The sequence below is a fragment of the Microbacterium sp. FG3 genome, from assembly GCF_057809335.1.
Window position 1 is genome coordinate 1 of sequence record NZ_JBMDJT010000053.1, and the last position, 16089, is coordinate 16089.

A 16089-nucleotide genomic window follows, 5' to 3' on the forward strand; every position below is an offset into this window, starting at 1 on the left:
CCCAAGGCCGAGCCGGCGGCCCCGGCGCCCGCGCCGAAGCCGGCCGAGGCGCCCGCCGCGGCGGCACCCGCCGCCGAGACGGCACCCGCGCCCCGCAGCTCGGCCCCGTCGCCGGGCAGCAAGGCGCCCTCGCCCGGCAGCTCGGCGCCCTCGCCGGGCAGCGCGGCTCCCTCGCCCGGAAGCGCGGCGCCCTCGCCCGGTGGCACGGCCCCCGGTGCCGGTCCGCGCCCCGGCGGCCCCCGCCCCGGCAACAACCCGTTCAGCACGGCGCAGGGCATGGGCAAGCGCCCGGCCGGCCCGCGCCCGGGCAACAACCCCTTCGCCTCGGCGCAGGGCATGGGGCAGCGCCCCACGCCCGGCAACATCCCGAAGCCGCAGCCGCCGCGCCCCGGCGCCCCGCGTCCGGGTGCTCCCCGCGCGGGCGGCCCTGGTCGCCCCGGCCGTCCCGGCGGCGCCGGTCGTCCCGGCGCGCCGTTCCAGCAGCGCCCGGGCGGTCCCGGTCGTCCCGGCGGTGCCGGTGGCGGCGGCTTCCGCCCCGGCGGCCCCGGCGGGGCCCCCGGCGGTGGCTTCCCCGGTCGTCCCGGCCCCGGTGGCCGCGGACGCGGCGGCACGGCCGGCGCGTTCGGCAAGGGCGGCGGCAAGTCGAAGCAGCGCAAGTCGCGTCGGGCGAAGCGTCAAGAGTTCGAGATGCGGGAGGCGCCGATCGTCGGTGGCGTCAAGGTGCCCCGCGGCGACGGCAACACGATCATCCGCATGCGCCGCGGCGCATCCATCGCGGACTTCGCCGACAAGCTCGAGATCATCAGCGGCATGAGCGTGCCCCCGGGCAACCTCGTGACGGTGCTGTTCCACCTGGGCGAGATGGCCACGGCCACCGAGTCGCTCGACGAGGCCACCTTCGAGGTGCTGGGCGCGGAGCTCGGCTACAAGGTGCAGATGGTCTCGCCCGAGGACGAGGACAAGGAGCTCCTCGAGGGCTTCGGGCTCGACCTCGAGAAGGAGGAGCTCGAGGAGGACGAGGAGAACCTCGAGATCCGTCCTCCGGTGGTGACCGTCATGGGTCACGTCGACCACGGCAAGACGCGACTGCTCGACTCGATCCGGCAGACGAACGTCGTCGCGGGCGAGGCCGGCGGCATCACGCAGCACATCGGCGCCTACCAGATCTGGACCGAGCACGACGGCATCGAGCGCGCGATCACGTTCATCGACACCCCCGGTCACGAGGCCTTCACGGCCATGCGTGCCCGCGGTGCCGACGTGACCGACATCGCGATCCTCGTGGTCGCCGCCGACGACGGCATCATGCCGCAGACGGTGGAGGCGCTGAACCACGCCCAGGCGGCCGGCGTGCCGGTCGTGGTCGCGGTCAACAAGATCGACAAGCCCGACGCCAACCCGGCCCGCGTGCGTCAGCAGCTGACCGAGTACGGCCTCGTGGCCGAGGAGTACGGCGGCGACGTCATGTTCGTCGACGTGTCGGCCCGCGAGGGCATCGGCATCCAGGACCTCCTGGACGCCGTGCTGCTCACGGCCGATGCGGGTCTCGACCTCACGGCGAATCCGAACAAGGCCGCCCGCGGTGTCGCGATCGAGGCGAAGCTCGACAAGGGCCGCGGATCGGTGGCGACCGTCCTCATCCAGTCGGGAACGCTGCGCGTCGGCGACGCGATCGTCGCGGGAACGGCCTACGGCCGCGTCCGCGCCATGATCGACGAGAACGGCGACGCCGTCACCGAGGCGGCTCCGTCGCGTCCGGTGCAGGTGCAGGGTCTGAACTCCGTTCCGCGTGCCGGTGACACGTTCATCGTCACGGACGAGGACCGCACCGCGCGCCAGATCGCCGAGAAGCGCGAGGCCGTCGAGCGCAACGCCCAGCTGGCCAAGGCCCGCAAGCGCATGTCGCTCGAGGACTTCACCAAGGCGCTCGAGGAGGGCAAGGTCGAGTCGCTCAACCTCATCATCAAGGGCGACGTGTCCGGTGCCGTCGAGGCGCTGGAGGAGTCGCTCCTCAAGATCGAGGTCGACGACTCGGTGCAGCTGCGGATCATCCACCGCGGTGTGGGTGCCATCACGGAGTCCGACGTGAACCTGGCCACGATCGACAACGCGATCGTGATCGGCTTCAACGTGCGCCCCGACACCAAGGCGCGCGAGGCCGCGGCGCGCGAGGGCGTGGACATCCGGTTCTACAACGTCATCTACAACGCGATCGACGACGTCGAGGCATCGCTCAAGGGCATGCTCAAGCCGGAGTACGAGGAGGCCCAGGCGGGTCTCGCGGAGATCCGCGAGGTCTTCCGCTCCTCGAAGTTCGGCAACATCGCGGGTGTCATCGTCCGCAGCGGCACGATCACGCGCAACGCCAAGGCGCGCGTCATCCGCGACGGCGTGGTGCTCGCCGATGGCCTGGCCATCGAGTCGCTGCGTCGCTTCAAGGACGACGTCACCGAGGTCAAGACCGACTACGAGGCCGGTATCGGCCTCGGCAAGTTCAACGACATCCAGGTCGGTGACGAGATCGAGACCATCGAGATGGTCGAGAAGCCTCGCGCCTGATCCGGAGTGATTCAATGGCTTCTGCCGGGCGGTCCTTCGACCGCCCGGCAGAGGCATTCCCAGGGAGGGAAAATGGCTGGCGAACGTCAGGCCCGCGTCGCCGACCGCATCCGCGTGGTGCTGTCGGAGCGACTGCAGAAGGGGCTGCGGGATCCGCGGCTCGGCTTCGTGACGATCACGGACGTGCGCGTCACGGGCGACCTGCAGAACGCGTCGGTGTTCTACACCGTCTACGGCACCGATGAGGAGCGCGCGGACACCGCCGCGGCGCTCAAGGCCGCGACCGGCCTGCTGCGCAGCGAGGTGGGCCGCAAGCTCAACACGCGCCTCACCCCGACGCTCGAGTTCATCCCCGACGCGCTGCCCGAGGAGGCCTCGCACCTCAGCGAGCTGCTGCGGCGCGCGCGTGAGCAGGACGAGGCCGTCGCGAGCCTCGCGAAGGAGGGGCGGTACGCGGGCGAGGCCGACCCGTACCGTCACGACGACGAGGGCGCGGACGAGCGCGAGCGCGAGGACTGACTCGCCGGGCCGCTCCGCGGCGCCGGCATCCGCTCAGGCGGGCACGCCCCGCCGGCGGAAGCCCCAGAACTCGAGCGCCCCGAGCGCGGCGGCGACGGCCGACAGCCCCCACAGGGCGGGCGCGGCCGCGGCCTGATCGCCCGCGCCGCCCGCGCCCGTGAGCGGATTCGGCGTCCACCAGAACGGCGACAGCGCGCGGGCCGCATCCGGCAGGTCGAAGAGGTCGCCGAACATGCCGACGACGACGCCCCATAGCACCGGCAGCCACGCGAACCACGTGATCCGCGGCGCCCACGCGTAGGCGGCGGCCGCCAGCGCGGCCACGACCGCGATCGCCGGAAGGTACGCGGCGCCGAGCCCGATCAGCTCCGCGGCGTCGGGCAGATCGTCCGTCCCGCTCGCGGCCGCCCCCAGCCACAGCAGCGCGGCGCCCGAGAGCGCGAGCAGCGCGACGCCGGTCGCCGTCACGGTCAGCTGCCCGCCGAGCCATCCGCCGCGCGAGACGCGCGTGGCGAGGACCGTCTCCGTTCGTCCCGATGTCTCCTCGGCCTGCAGCCGTGCGAGTGACGCGACGCCCCACGAGGCCGCGCCGAGCGCGGCGAGCAGCGCGAGCAGGCTGAAGAAGCCGTTCACGAGGTCGCTGCCGAGCACCGCCGCGTAGAGCGCGTTCTGCTCGAGCATTGCGCGCATGTCGCCGAGCGAGCCCATGACCGAGCCGGAGCCGAGCCACAGCAGCCCGAGTCCGAGCGCCGTCGGAAGCGGGCGTCCCGTGTCTCGGCCCGACCGCCGCGGAAGCGCGCGAGCAGGTCGATCGCCTCGCCGCCGGTCAGGTTGGGCCACAGCGAGACGTCGCCCGGCACATACGCGAGGCGCCGATGCAGCGCCACGGCGTCGCGCCAGGGGTCGCCGCCGAACAGCCGGGCGCTGCCGCCCGACGCGCGCAGCAGCCCCAGCAGCACGCGGATCGTGGTGGACTTCCCGGAGCCGTTCGGCCCCAGGAACCCCGCCACCTCCCCGGGGGCGACGGTCAGGTCCAGCCCGTCGAGCGCCCGAGTGCGGCCGAAGCTCTTGCGCAGGCCGGTGATCTCGATGGGGTTCATTCGCGGTCTCCTTCGTGGGATCGCAGGAAGGCCTCGTAGACGTCGGGCGAGGCGAGATAGCCGTGGGTGAGCACCTCGAGGAGGGGGACGTAGAGGCGCATCGCGAGCGCCCCGGCGTCGGCCGTCTCCCCGCCCGATCCGTCCGGCTCGGCGGGGTCCGGCTCGGCGAGGTCCGACAGGGCGAGCGCGCCGAGCACGGCGAGCACGAGCACGCGGTTGCGCGCCGCCGGGTCGCGGCTCGGGAGGATCAGGCCGTCGCGGATCGCGTCGGGGGTGCGGTCGTCCGCGTCGGCGATCATGGCGCGCACGATGCGTCGCGCCGGCTCGCCGCCCTCGCGGATGGTCTGCAGGAAGTACCGCAGCAGCGGCTCGTACCGCCCGAGGTCGGCGAACAGCGAGAGCGGCCCGCCGTCGCGCATCGTGCGCTGGCCCTCGTCCTTGCCCGCCGCGTAGGCGCTCATCACGTGCGCGTCGCACGCCTCGCGCAGCGCGGCCTTCGATCCGAAGTGGTGGATGACGAGGGCCGGGCTCACGCCGGCGTCCTGCGCGATCTGGCGCACGGACGCTCCGAATCCGTCCCTGCCGAATCGCGCGACCGCGGCGTCGCGGATCCGTGCGCGCGTCGTCAGATCGGAGGCTGAACTCATGTTCAACACACTAAACGCGCGTTCAGTGTGGGGTCAAGGGGCCGCTCAACGGGGCAGGCGCACGTGCTCGCCGTCGGTCTCGATGAGGCCGTCCTGCAGCAGCGACAGGATCGCGCGGTCGCGCTGGGCGGCGTCCGGCCAGTCCGCGAGCAGCTCCCGCGCCGCGACGGGACCGTCGGCCTCGCGCAGCCGCCGGAGCACCGCCCCGCGGGCCTGGCGGTCGCTGCCCTCGTAGCGCGCCTGCCGGCGGCGCAGGTCCGGGGTCGCGGGCGAGCCGGCGGCGACCCACGCGCACGCGTCGCGCAGGGGACACGCGCCGCAGCGCGGGGCGCGCGCGACGCACACCACCTGGCCGAGCTCCATCATCGCGGCGTTCATGAGCGCGGCGTCCTCCGGCGGCTCCGGAAGCAGCGCGGCCATGGCGTCGAGGTCGCGGCGGTGCGGCGGCGCGGGGTGCTCCACACCGGCGACCGCGCGCGCGAGCACGCGGCGCGTGTTCGTGTCGACGACCGGGTGGCGCTCGCCGTACGCGAACGCCGCGACGGCGCGCGCGGTGTAGTCGCCGATCCCGGTGAGTGCGAGCAGCTCGTCGACGTCGCGCGGCACCACGCCGCCGTGCCGGTCGCGGATCTCGGTCGCCGCGCGGTGCAGCCAGAGCGCGCGGCGCGGATAGCCGAGGTTCGCCCACGCCCGCACGGCCTCGGCCGGCGCGTCGTCCGCCAGCGCCGCCGGCGTCGGCCAGCGCGCGAGCCACGCCTCGAGCAGCGGGATCACGCGTGCGACGGGCGTCTGCTGCAGCATGAACTCGCTCACGAGCACGCCCCACGCGCCGAAGCCGGGCGCGCGCCACGGCAGCGCCCGCGCGTTCTCCCGGTACCACGGCAGCAGCCTCTCGGCGAGGGCGGTCGCGACGGCGGCGGGCATCCCACCAGCCTAGGTCGCGTCTGACAATCTCTCGCCTACTGCGCTGGCCGTTCGCACGCGTCTCGCTGCGCCCTCTTCGGTCGACGATGCTTCGGCATCGCCTCCCTCCTCGGTCTTGCGAGCCACGCACGCCCGGCCATGCTCGCGACGGCGTCGATTGTCAGACACGCCCTGATAGGAGGCCACGTCGAGGGAACTCCGTGCGGATCGCGACCGAACCGTGATCCGTCCGCGGCCCGACCGTGATCTGCGTTGCGTAGCGTCGGGGTCATGCCTCGGATCGACCCCCGTTTCGCCCTGTTCGCCGGGGTCTTCGCGACCGTCGCCGTCGCGGGCTGCGCCAGCCCGACGAGCGACGCGACGCCGTCCCCGACCGTCTCCTCCAGTGCCTCGACGACGACGTTCCCGTCGGACGCCGCCGTGACGATGGACGACCAGGACCCGGCCGATCCGTCGACCTGGGTGATCCACGGCGGCGCCGTGGGGCTCGTCGCGATGGGCGACCCGTTCGAGGCGACGCTCGCCGAGCTGCCCGAGGACTGGGCGCCCGTCGAGGGCTGCGAGAACGTCGCCTCGTGGAGCGGCGGCGAGGACCTCTCCATCTGGTTCGTCGCCGGCTCGTCGGGCGCGATCGAGACGATCGCCGTCGAGGGCGGCCTCGGCGATCCCGCCGGCGGCCCGCGCACGCCCGTCGGCATCGGGCTGGGCTCGACGCGCGACGAGGTGCGCGCGGCCTATCCCGCGGCGGAGGAGGTGCCCGCCACGATCGGCGAGGCCACGTACCTGCGCCAGGCCGAGGCGGATGCCGCCGACGGCGCGCTGTTCTTCGAGGTCGCCGCCGGCGACGATCGCGTCTCGTCCGTCACGATGACCCAGCGCGACGAGCCGCCGTACGAGCCCTGCGCCTGAGGCCCCGGCCGCCCGCGGGTAGGCTGGACGGCATGCATGCGGGCGTCCTCCTGGTCGACAAGCCGGGCGGGATGACCAGCCACGACGTCGTCTCGCGTGCGCGCCGCGCGCTCGGCACCCGCAAGATCGGGCACGCCGGCACGCTCGACCCCATGGCCACGGGGCTGCTCGTGCTCGGCGTCGAGGGCGCGACCAGACTGCTCACCTACCTCGTCGGCCTCGACAAGACGTACCTCGCGACGATCCGGCTCGGCGCGGCCACCACCACGGACGACGCGGAGGGCGAGATCGCCTCGGTCGCGGAGCCGGCGGCGCTCGAGGCCGCGACCGACGAGCGCATCGCGAACGGGATCGCGTCGCTGACGGGGGAGATCTCGCAGGTGCCCAGCAGCGTCTCGGCGATCAAGGTGAACGGCCGCCGCGCGTACGACCTCGCGCGCGCGGGGGAGCAGGTCGAGCTCAAGGCGCGCACCGTGACCGTCTCGCGCTTCGAGGTGCTCGAGACGCGCCGCGGCGCGGACGGGATCGACCTCGACGTGGTCGTGGACTGCTCCTCCGGCACGTACATCCGCGCCCTCGCGCGCGACCTGGGCGAGGCGCTGGGCGTCGGCGGGCACCTCACGGCGCTGCGGCGCACGCGCATCGGCCGCTTCGACGTCGCGGAGGCGGTCGCCGTCGATGCGATCGAAGGCGACGCGCTGATCGGCCCCGCCGCGGCCGCCGAGCGCGCGGTCGGCCGCGTGGAGGTGAGCGCCGACGAGGCGAGGGACCTGCGCCACGGCAAGCGGCTGGAGGGCGCGGCCGCTCGGCTGCCCGGCGCCGTCGCCGCGGCCGTCGATCCGGATGGGCGCCTCGTCGGCATCGTCGAGGCGCGCGGGTCCGCGCTGAAGAGCGCCATGAACATGCCAGAGGTGCGCGCATGATCCTGTGGTTCACGGTCGTGCAGGTGATCGCCGCCGTCGCCGCCGGGCTCCTGTGCCTCGTGCTGGGCCTCGCCGGCCGCCGCCCCAGCGACCTCAGCGTCGGGGCGCTCGCCCTCGTCGAGCTGCTGCTCGTCGCCCAGGTGGTCGTCGCCATCGTCGCGCCGCTGGCGGGGAACCCGCCGACCGGCGACCTGCTCGAGTTCTGGATGTACCTCGTGTCGGCCGTGCTGCTGCCGCTGGCCGCCGTGGGGTGGGCGCTCGTGGAGCGGGGCCGCTGGAGCGTCGTGGTGATGGGCGTGGTCGGCCTGTCGATCGCCGTCATGGTGTGGCGCATGCAGGTGATCTGGACGATCCAGGTCGCGTGAGCGCGCGGGTCCGCCGCGACCCGCCCAGCGGCCTCGCGGCGCCCGCGAACTAGAATCGATCCGCTATGACTGAACCCGCGCGCTCCCGCCGCATCACCGGCATCGGCACCCTCCTCGTCTGGGTCTACGGCGTGCTCGCGCTCGCCGCGACCGGCCGATCCGTCTACCAGATGATCGCCCACTTCTCGCAGGCGCCGCTGGCGTATCTGCTCTCCGCGCTCGCGGCGGTGGTCTACGTGCTCGCGACCGTCGCGCTCGTCGTCTCGCGCAGCGAGACCTGGTATCGCGTCGCGTGGGCCGCGGTGTCGTTCGAGCTCGCCGGCGTGCTCGTGGTCGGAACCCTCAGCGTGCTGGCCCCCGAGCTGTTCCATGCCGACGACACCGTGTGGTCGCGCTACGGATCGGGCTACTTCTGGATCCCGCTCGTGCTGCCGTTCCTCGGCATCTGGTGGCTGGCCACCCACCGGCCCGCGCGCGTCGCCGTCGGGGCGGCGGGATGATCCTGTTCGAGGATCCGTCGCAGATCCCGGCGGACTTCGGGGAGTCGATCGTCGCGATCGGCAAGTTCGACGGCGTGCACGCCGGCCATCGGGCGATCATCGAGCGGATGCTCCTGGCCTCGGCCCGCGGCGGGCTGCGCACCGTGGCCGTCACGTTCGACCGGAACCCCCTCGCCCTGCTCGCGCCTGAGCGCTGCCCGCGCCCTCTGGTCGGCAACCGGCAGAAGATCGAGCTGCTCTCGCGCACCGGCCTGGACGCCGCGCTGCTGCTGCGCTTCGACGAGGCCCTCGCGGCCGAGGAGGCGGCCGACTTCGCGCGGCGCGTGCTCGTCTCGGCTCTGCGCGCCCGGCGCGTGTTCGTGGGCCGCGACTTCCGCTTCGGCCGGGGCGGGGCCGGCGACGTCGCCCTGCTCCAGCGGCTCGGCGCCGAGCACGGCTTCGAGGTCGACGTGGTCGACGACATCGCGAGCGCCGGCGACGGGCGGCGCGTGTCGTCGACGTGGATCCGCGAGCTGCTGGCCGAGGGCGACGTGAGCGGGGCCGCCAAGCTGCTCGGGCGCCTGCCCGCGGTCTCGGGCGAGGTCGTCCACGGACTGCGGCGGGGGCGCGAGCTGGGCTTCCCGACAGCGAACCTGTCGGCGGATGCCGAGGGCTTCGTCCCGGCGGACGGCGTGTACGCGGGCTGGCTGATCGTGCGGGCGCCCCAGGGCGAGCTGGCCTCCACGCGCTACCCGGCCGCCATCTCGGTCGGCGCCAACCCGACGTTCGGCGATGTCGACGTGCCGCAGGTCGAGGCCTACGTGCTCGACGAGACCGGCCTGGACCTGTACGGCCTGCGCGTGGACGTGCTCTTCCAGGAGCGGCTGCGCGGCATGGTGGCGTTCGAGGGCGTCGAGGCGCTCATCGCGCAGATGAACGACGACGTCGCCCGCACCCGCGCCATCCTGCGCGGCTGAGCGCTCAGTACGAGCCGGCGTCCTCCGCGCCCGAGGCCTCCTCGCCCGCGAGCCGCGCGCGCAGCTCGCCGAGGATCGTGGCGCTCGCGCTCGTGCCGAGGCGCGTGGCGCCGGCGTCCAGCATCGCGACGGCCGCGTCGAGGCCGCGCACGCCGCCCGAGGCCTTCACCTGCACGGCGGGCGAGACGCTCTCGCGCATGAGCCGCACGTGCTCCACGGTGGCGCCGCCGCCGGCGAAGCCCGTCGAGGTCTTCACGAAGGTGGCGCCGCCGGCCTCCGTCAGCCGGCTGCCGCGGGCGATCTGCTCGTCGTCGAGGTAGCTCGTCTCGAGGATCACCTTGCTCACGAAGGAGCCGGCCGCCTCGACGACGGCCGCGATGTCGTCGCGCACGTAGGCGTCCTCGCCCGAGCGCAGCGCGCCGATGTGCACGACCATGTCGAACTCCGTCGCGCCGTCCTCCTGCGCGCGCCGCAGCTCGGCGACCTTCGTCGCCGTCGACGTCGTGCCGTGCGGGAAGCCGATGACGGTGCACACGCGCACGCCGGAGCCGTCGAGGCGCTTCACGGCGTAGGCGACGTCCGACGGGCGCACGCACGCGCTCCACACGCCCCATTCGGCCGCGATGTCGAGCTCGCGGTCCACGTCGGTGCGCGTGAAGTCCGGCTTCAGCACGGCGTGGTCGATCGTGGCGGCGATCTGCGCTTCGGTGTAGGTGCCCGGCATGGCTCCAGCCTACGCCGCGGCTCGCGCGGGAATACCCCCGGGGGGTATACTGTTGGCGTCGGGGAGAAGCCAGGGAGGCCAGGATGGATCAGATGAGCGAGACCCGGGGCGTCGTCCTCGACATCGAGGGCATGACGTGCGCGAGCTGCGTGGCGCGCGTCGAGAAGCGGCTGCGGGCCGTGCCGGGCGTCGAGGCGTCGGTGAACCTCGCGACGGAGTCGGCGAGGGTGACCGCGCCGGAGGCGGTCGAGGTGGAGCAGCTCGTCGACGCCGTGCGCTCGGCCGGGTACCAGGCGCGCGTGCGCAGCGACGAGGCCGCGCGACCGGCTCCCGTGCACGAGGGGCATGGCGGTGACGGCACCGACCACGAGCACGAGCACCGTGACCACGACCACGGCTCGGCCGGCGGCCACGTGCACGACGTCGAGGACGTCCGCGGCGCCACGCCGCTGCGCACCCGCCTCATCGTCGGCGCGATCCTGTCGGTCCCCGTGGTCGCGCTGTCGATGATCATGCCGCTGCAGTTCCCCGGCTGGGAGTGGGTCGCCCTGGTCTTCGCGGCGCCCGTCGTCCTGTGGGCCGGATGGCCCTTCCACCGGGCGACGTTCGCGAACGCGCGCCACGGTGCCATGACGATGGACACGCTCATCACCCTGGGCACATTCGCCGCCCTGCTGTGGAGCGTGTGGGCGGCCGCGACCGGCGGGCACGTGTACGTCGAGGTCGCCGCCGTCGTGACGGTCTTCCTGCTGCTCGGGCGATTCATCGAGCAGCGGTCGAAGCGGCGCGCGGGGGCGGCGCTGCGCGCGCTCATGGAGCTCGGCGCCGACGAGGTCACGCTCGCGCGCGAGGACGGGCGCGACGGCGAGACCGTGCCGACCGACCGGCTGCGCGAGGGCGACCTGTTCGTCGTGCGCCCGGGCGAGCGCGTCGCCGCCGACGGCGTCATCGTGCGCGGCGACGCCGCGGTGGACGCGAGCATGATCACGGGCGAGTCGGCGCCGGTGCACGCCGGCGCGGGCGACGATGTGACGGGCGGGACGATCGCGACGGACGGCCGCCTCGTCGTGCGGGCGACGGCCGTGGGATCGGCGACGCGCCTGGCGCACATGGCGCGGCTGGTCGAGGACGCGCAGGCCGGCAAGGGGCGCGTGCAGCGCCTGGCGGATCGCATCTCGTCCGTGTTCGTGCCGGTCGTCATCGGCCTGTCGATCCTGACGCTCGCCGTGTGGCTGCTCGCCGGCGGCGGCGTGGACGCGGCGCTCACGGCGGCGATCGCCGTCGTCATCATCGCCTGCCCCTGCGCGCTCGGGCTCGCCACGCCCGTCGCGATCCTCGTCGGCACCGGGCGCGGCGCGCAGCTCGGCGTGCTCGTGACGGGCCCCGAGGCCATCGAGACCGCGGGCCGGATCGACACGATCGTGCTCGACAAGACCGGCACCGTCACGAGCGGGCGCATGACGCTGGACGCGGTCGTCGCCGCCGAGGGCGAGAGCCGCGACGAGCTGATCGCGCTCGCCGCGGCCGCCGAGTCGGGCTCGCAGCACCCCATCGCCGCCGCGATCGCCGCGGCGGCGAGCGAGGTGCCCGCCGCCACGGACTTCCGCAGCCACGCGGGGCGCGGGGTCACGGCGCGGGTGGACGGCCGCGAGGTGTTCGCCGGCAGCCTGGCCTTCGCGCGCGAGCGCGGCGCGCGCGTGCCGGACGAGCTCGTGCGTGCGGCCGAGGACGCCGCCGGCACGGTCGTCGTGGTCGGCTGGTCGTCGGCCGGGATGACGGCGACGGCGCGCGGCGTGCTCGTCGTGGCCGACACCGTGCGCGAGGACAGCGCCGGCGCCGTGGCCCAGCTGCGCCGGCTCGGGCTCGAGATCCTGCTGCTCACGGGCGACAACGAGCGCGTGGCGCGCGACGTGGCCGGGCGCGTGGGCATCGACCGCGTCATCGCGGGCGCGTCCCCCGAAGACAAGATCGCGCGGATCCGCGCGCTGCAGGCCGACGGCCGCCGCGTGGCGATGGTGGGCGACGGCATCAACGACGCCGCGGCGCTCGCCGCGGCCGATCTCGGCATCGCGATGGGCGGCGGCACCGACGCGGCGCGGCACGCCGGCGACGTCACGCTCGTGCGCGAGTCGCTCGCGGCCGTGGCCGACGCCATCCGGCTCTCGCGCCGCATGATGTCGATCATCCGCGGCAACCTCTTCTGGGCGTTCGGCTACAACGTCGCCGCCATCCCGCTCGCCGCGCTCGGCCTGCTGAACCCCATGATCGCCGGGGCCGCCATGGCCTTCTCGAGCGTGTTCGTCGTGCTCAACAGCCTGCGCCTGCGCACCTTCCGCTGATCCCGCGTCCCTCGCGCCCGATCCGTCCGCGCCCCGCCGGTCCGCCGGCGGGGCGCGCCGGAGCGCTCTCTGGGGATCTGCGGGGAGCATGCCCTAGACTGGACGCGGCTCGCCGCCATCCGTTCGACGCTCTGCGCCGGGTGAGCGAGCCGGGCGCCTCCCGGCCGGACCCGTCCTGGTCGTCCGAATCCCTCGGCACGCGTGGGGCGCGCAGATCCTTCGAACGGCCGCTCGATCGGCCGCATCGACGCTCAGGAGGAGCATGCCGACCACGGCACCCGCGCGACAGCGCAAGACGTCCTCGTCCGCACGACGCGACGACGAGGCACCCCTCATCCCGATCCTCGCCCGCAAGGTGCGCGAGGTCGAGGCCAAGGCCCAGCGCAACAAGCTGGGTCCGACCAACCGCGTGAAGTTCCAGGTGATCGCGTTCCTCGTGCGCGAGGAGCGCGCCAGGGTCAAGGCCGACGCCGAGCTGACCGACGCGGCGCGGGCCGAGCTGCTCAAGCGCCTCGACGGCGTCGCGACGATCCTCGCCAAGACCGCCGCGCGCGACACGTCGCTGATCCAGCTGCTCGAGGCCGACCACGCGACCACGCCCGTCGCGCAGCGCATGCGCCGCGACTGGCTGCTCGAGTCGGGCGCCGAGCTGCCGCCCGAGGAGCTCGTGATCTCGGACGCCAAGCCGGTCGTCACGCCGCCGATGGTGCCCCAGATCGCCACGGAGCGCGCGGTCGTGCCGCCGCAGATCGAGTCGCGCATCGCGGCGAACCCGTTCCTCGCGCCCGACCTCTCGCGTGTGCCGGCGCCCGCGCCGCGCCGCCGGCTCGACGGCTGGGAGCTGATGGGCCCGCTGTACAAGGCGTTCGAGACGGGCGCGGGCGGGGGAGCGGCCACGATGCCGCTGCCGCCGGTGCCGGAGTTCGATCGCGTCTCGCCCAAGGGACTCGAGGTGATGGTGCACCAGGCCCGCTTCCTCGAGGCCGTGCGCGCCGGCCACCGCTCGTTCCTGCTCGCCGACGAGCCGGGACTCGGCAAGACGGCGGAGTCGGTGCTCGCGGCCTCGGTCGCCGGCGCGTACCCGCTCGTCGTCGTCGTCCCGAACGTCGTGAAGATGAACTGGGCGCGCGAGGTGGAGCGCTGGACGCCCCACCGCCGCGCCACCGTGATCAGCGGCGACGGGCAGGATGTCGACGCGTTCGCCGACGTGTTCATCGTCAACTACGAGATCCTCGACCGGCACATCGGCTGGCTCGCGGCCATCGGGCTGCGGGGGATGGTCGTCGACGAGGCGCACTTCATCAAGAACCTCTCGTCGCAGCGCTCGCAGAACGTGCTGGCGCTCGCGCAGCGCATCCGCGAGACGACGCCCGGCGGCAGGCCGCTCATGATGGCGCTCACGGGCACGCCCCTGATCAACGACGTCGAGGACTTCGACGCCATCTGGCGCTTCCTCGGCTGGACCAACGGCGAGAAGCCCGGCCCCGAGCTCATGGAGAAGCTCGACGCGACGGGCCTCACCCCCGCCGACAAGGCGTTCTACCCCGAGGCGCGCGACGCCGTGATCTCGATGGGCATCGTGCGCCGCCGCAAGAAGGACGTCGCGAGCGACCTGCCCGACAAGCTCATCGCCGACATGCCCGTGCAGTTGGACGACGAGTTCGGCCGCGGCATCCGCGAGGCCGAGCGCCAGCTGGCCGAGCGCCTGGCCGCGCGGTACCGCCGCATCATCGAGGCGCGCGGCGACCGCGGGCTCGAGCCGGGCGAGATCGACGACGACATCGTGCGCCTCGTGGCGCAGGGCGAGCTGGACGAGTCGAAGGCGGCGGGCGCCGAGGGCGACAACGTGTTCGCCATGGTCCGCCGCATCGGCCAGGCCAAGGCCGGGCTCGCGGCCGACTACGCCGCGCAGCTGCAGCGCTCGGTGGGCAAGGTCGTGTTCTTCGCCAAGCACATCGACGTCATGGACCAGGCCGAGGCGCTGTTCGCGGCGAACGGCATCCGCTCGGTGTCGGTCCGCGGCGACCAGACGTCGGCGGCCCGCCAGGAGGCGATCGACGCGTTCGTGAACGACCCCGAGGTCGGCATCGCCGTCTGCTCGCTCACGGCGGCTGGCGTGGGCGTGAACCTTCAGGTCGCGTCGAACGTCGTGCTGGCGGAGCTCAGCTGGACGGCGGCCGAGCAGACGCAGGCGATCGACCGCGTGCACCGCATCGGCCAGGACGAGCCGGTCACCGCGTGGCGGATCATCGCCGCGCACACGATCGACACGAAGATCGCGGAGCTCATCGACCAGAAGCAGGGCCTCGCGGCCCGCGCCCTGGACGGCGAGGCGGCCGACGAGGCGTCGAGCGACTCGGTGCAGCTGGCCGCGCTCATGCACCTCACGCGCGAGGCGCTCGGCGGCGAGTGACGGGCGCGCGGCGAGCCGGGCCGCGGCCCGGCAGGCCGCGCCCGCCACGGCGTCGGAGGCTCTAGGCTGGCGCCATGAAGATCGGAAACGTCACCTGCGTGCGGCAGTCGACCCGGACGGCTGTGGGGCGCGCATGAAGATCGGAATCCTGACCTCCGGAGGCGACTGCCCCGGCCTGAACGCGGTCATCCGCGGTGCGGTCCTGAAGGGCACCGAGACCTACGACATCGAGTTCGTCGGCATCCGCGACGGATGGCGCGGTCTGGTCGACGCGGACTTCTTCCCCCTCACCCGGCACGAGGTGAAGGGCCTGTCGAAGGTCGGCGGCACGATCCTGGGTACGAGCCGCACCAACCCGTACGAGGGGGAGCGCGGCGGCCCGGAGAACATCGCCAAGACGCTGTACGGCCACCGCCTCGACGGCATCATCGCGATCGGCGGCGAGGGCACCCTGGCGGCCGCCCAGCGCCTCTACAACGACGGCATCAACGTGCTGGGCGTGCCGAAGACGATCGACAACGACCTGCGCGCCACGGACTACTCGTTCGGCTTCGACACGGCCGTGAACATCGCGACCGAGGCGATGGACCGCCTGCGCACGACGGGCGACTCGCACCAGCGGTGCATGGTCGCCGAGGTGATGGGCCGCCACGTCGGCTGGATCGCGCTGCACTCCGGCATGGCCGCGGGCGCGCACATCATCTGCATCCCCGAGGTGCCGCTGTCGCTCGACGAGATCTGCGAGCAGGTGATGTCGGCCCACGAGCGTGGCCGCGCGCCGCTCGTCGTCGTCGCCGAGGGCTTCATCATGAAGGGCCAGGACGAGGCCTACAGCGACAAGGGCCTCGACGCCTTCAACCGCCCGCGCCTGGGCGGCATCGGCGAGCAGCTCGCGCCGCTGATCGAGCAGAAGACGGGGATCGAGACCCGCGCGACCGTGCTGGGGCACATCCAGCGCGGCGGCGCGCCGTCGGGCTTCGACCGCGTGCTCGCGACGCGCCTCGGCCTGCACGCGATCGACGCCGTCGTGGACGGCGCGTGGGGCCAGATGGTGGCGATGCAGGGAACGGACATCGTGCGGGTGCCGTTCCAGGACGCCCTCGGCGAGCTCAACACGGTGCCGCTCGCGCGCTACGAGGAGGCCGCGGCGCTGTTCGGCTGATCCGGCGCCCCGCGAGACAGCATTCGCGCGCCGAGACAGCGGCTTCTGG

14 protein-coding genes and 1 pseudogene are annotated in these 16089 nt (G+C 73.8%); 10 read left to right on the plus strand and 5 right to left on the minus strand.

Annotation, left to right across the window (positions count from 1 at the left end; genetic code table 11):
* Both infB and rbfA read left to right on the plus strand, forming a co-directional pair.
* The coding region (gene infB / locus ACODR5_RS12895) for a translation initiation factor IF-2 (RefSeq protein WP_488983860.1) at nucleotides 1-2559 on the plus strand (2559 nt) is incomplete at its 5' end.
* A 72-nt stretch (nucleotides 2560-2631) separates the two neighbouring features.
* Entirely contained in the window at nucleotides 2632-3078 is a 447-nt protein-coding gene (rbfA, locus tag ACODR5_RS12900; RefSeq protein WP_460816807.1) for a 30S ribosome-binding factor RbfA, read from the plus strand.
* 33 nt (nucleotides 3079-3111) lie between these two features.
* Here the strand turns inward: rbfA and ACODR5_RS12905 are convergent, their stop codons facing one another.
* From ACODR5_RS12905 to ACODR5_RS12920, 4 genes and pseudogenes are all read right to left on the minus strand, one after another.
* The gene (locus ACODR5_RS12905; protein WP_488983861.1) at nucleotides 3112-3768 is read right to left on the minus strand and encodes a hypothetical protein; all 657 of its coding nucleotides are present in this window, start codon (nucleotides 3766-3768) and stop codon (nucleotides 3112-3114) included.
* Nucleotides 3769-3824: 56 nt separating this feature from the next.
* A pseudogene (locus ACODR5_RS12910) lies at nucleotides 3825-4178 on the minus strand (ATP-binding cassette domain-containing protein); the annotation flags it as partial.
* Nucleotides 4175-4825, minus strand: a complete 651-nt coding sequence (locus tag ACODR5_RS12915) for a TetR/AcrR family transcriptional regulator (protein ID WP_488983862.1) — start codon at nucleotides 4823-4825, stop codon at nucleotides 4175-4177. The gene ACODR5_RS12915 and the pseudogene ACODR5_RS12910, both read right to left, overlap by 4 nt.
* Before the next feature lie 45 nt (nucleotides 4826-4870).
* Complete coding sequence (locus tag ACODR5_RS12920) at nucleotides 4871-5749, minus strand: HhH-GPD family protein (protein WP_488983863.1); 879 nt, start codon at nucleotides 5747-5749, stop codon at nucleotides 4871-4873.
* Nucleotides 5750-6019: 270 nt separating this feature from the next.
* Between ACODR5_RS12920 and ACODR5_RS12925 the strand changes: the two genes are divergently transcribed.
* The 5 genes from ACODR5_RS12925 to ACODR5_RS12945 all read left to right on the plus strand — a co-directional run bounded on the left by ACODR5_RS12925 (nucleotide 6020) and on the right by ACODR5_RS12945 (nucleotide 9402).
* Entirely contained in the window at nucleotides 6020-6658 is a 639-nt protein-coding gene (locus ACODR5_RS12925) for a hypothetical protein (protein WP_449854469.1), read from the plus strand.
* 32 nt (nucleotides 6659-6690) lie between these two features.
* The gene (truB, locus tag ACODR5_RS12930) at nucleotides 6691-7581 is read left to right on the plus strand and encodes a tRNA pseudouridine(55) synthase TruB (RefSeq protein WP_449854468.1); all 891 of its coding nucleotides are present in this window, start codon (nucleotides 6691-6693) and stop codon (nucleotides 7579-7581) included.
* Nucleotides 7578-7946 carry a hypothetical protein gene (locus ACODR5_RS12935; protein ID WP_449854467.1) on the plus strand — a complete coding sequence of 123 codons (369 nt, stop codon included), beginning with the start codon at nucleotides 7578-7580 and terminating at the stop codon, nucleotides 7944-7946. Before truB ends, ACODR5_RS12935 begins: the two co-directional genes overlap by 4 nt.
* A 65-nt stretch (nucleotides 7947-8011) precedes the next feature.
* Nucleotides 8012-8446 (plus strand): hypothetical protein, encoded by a 435-nt coding sequence (locus ACODR5_RS12940; protein WP_449854466.1) that lies wholly within the window; start codon nucleotides 8012-8014, stop codon nucleotides 8444-8446.
* Complete coding sequence (locus ACODR5_RS12945) at nucleotides 8443-9402, plus strand: bifunctional riboflavin kinase/FAD synthetase (RefSeq protein WP_488983864.1); 960 nt, start codon at nucleotides 8443-8445, stop codon at nucleotides 9400-9402. Before ACODR5_RS12940 ends, ACODR5_RS12945 begins: the two co-directional genes overlap by 4 nt.
* Before the next feature lie 4 nt (nucleotides 9403-9406).
* Here ACODR5_RS12945 and deoC read toward each other — a convergent pair whose 3' ends face one another.
* Nucleotides 9407-10126 carry a deoxyribose-phosphate aldolase gene (deoC, locus tag ACODR5_RS12950; RefSeq protein WP_488983865.1) on the minus strand — a complete coding sequence of 240 codons (720 nt, stop codon included), beginning with the start codon at nucleotides 10124-10126 and terminating at the stop codon, nucleotides 9407-9409.
* A gap of 83 nt (nucleotides 10127-10209) precedes the next feature.
* Here deoC and ACODR5_RS12955 point away from each other — a divergent pair, with 83 nt between their 5' ends.
* The 3 genes from ACODR5_RS12955 (at nucleotide 10210) to ACODR5_RS12965 (ending at nucleotide 16040) form a co-directional block, all read left to right on the plus strand.
* Nucleotides 10210-12465, plus strand: a complete 2256-nt coding sequence (locus tag ACODR5_RS12955; protein ID WP_488983866.1) for a heavy metal translocating P-type ATPase — start codon at nucleotides 10210-10212, stop codon at nucleotides 12463-12465.
* A gap of 262 nt (nucleotides 12466-12727) precedes the next feature.
* The gene (locus tag ACODR5_RS12960; RefSeq protein WP_488983867.1) at nucleotides 12728-14878 is read left to right on the plus strand and encodes a DEAD/DEAH box helicase; all 2151 of its coding nucleotides are present in this window, start codon (nucleotides 12728-12730) and stop codon (nucleotides 14876-14878) included.
* A 133-nt stretch (nucleotides 14879-15011) separates the two neighbouring features.
* Nucleotides 15012-16040 (plus strand): 6-phosphofructokinase, encoded by a 1029-nt coding sequence (locus ACODR5_RS12965; protein WP_449854461.1) that lies wholly within the window; start codon nucleotides 15012-15014, stop codon nucleotides 16038-16040.
* Nucleotides 16041-16089: the final 49 nt, after the last annotated feature.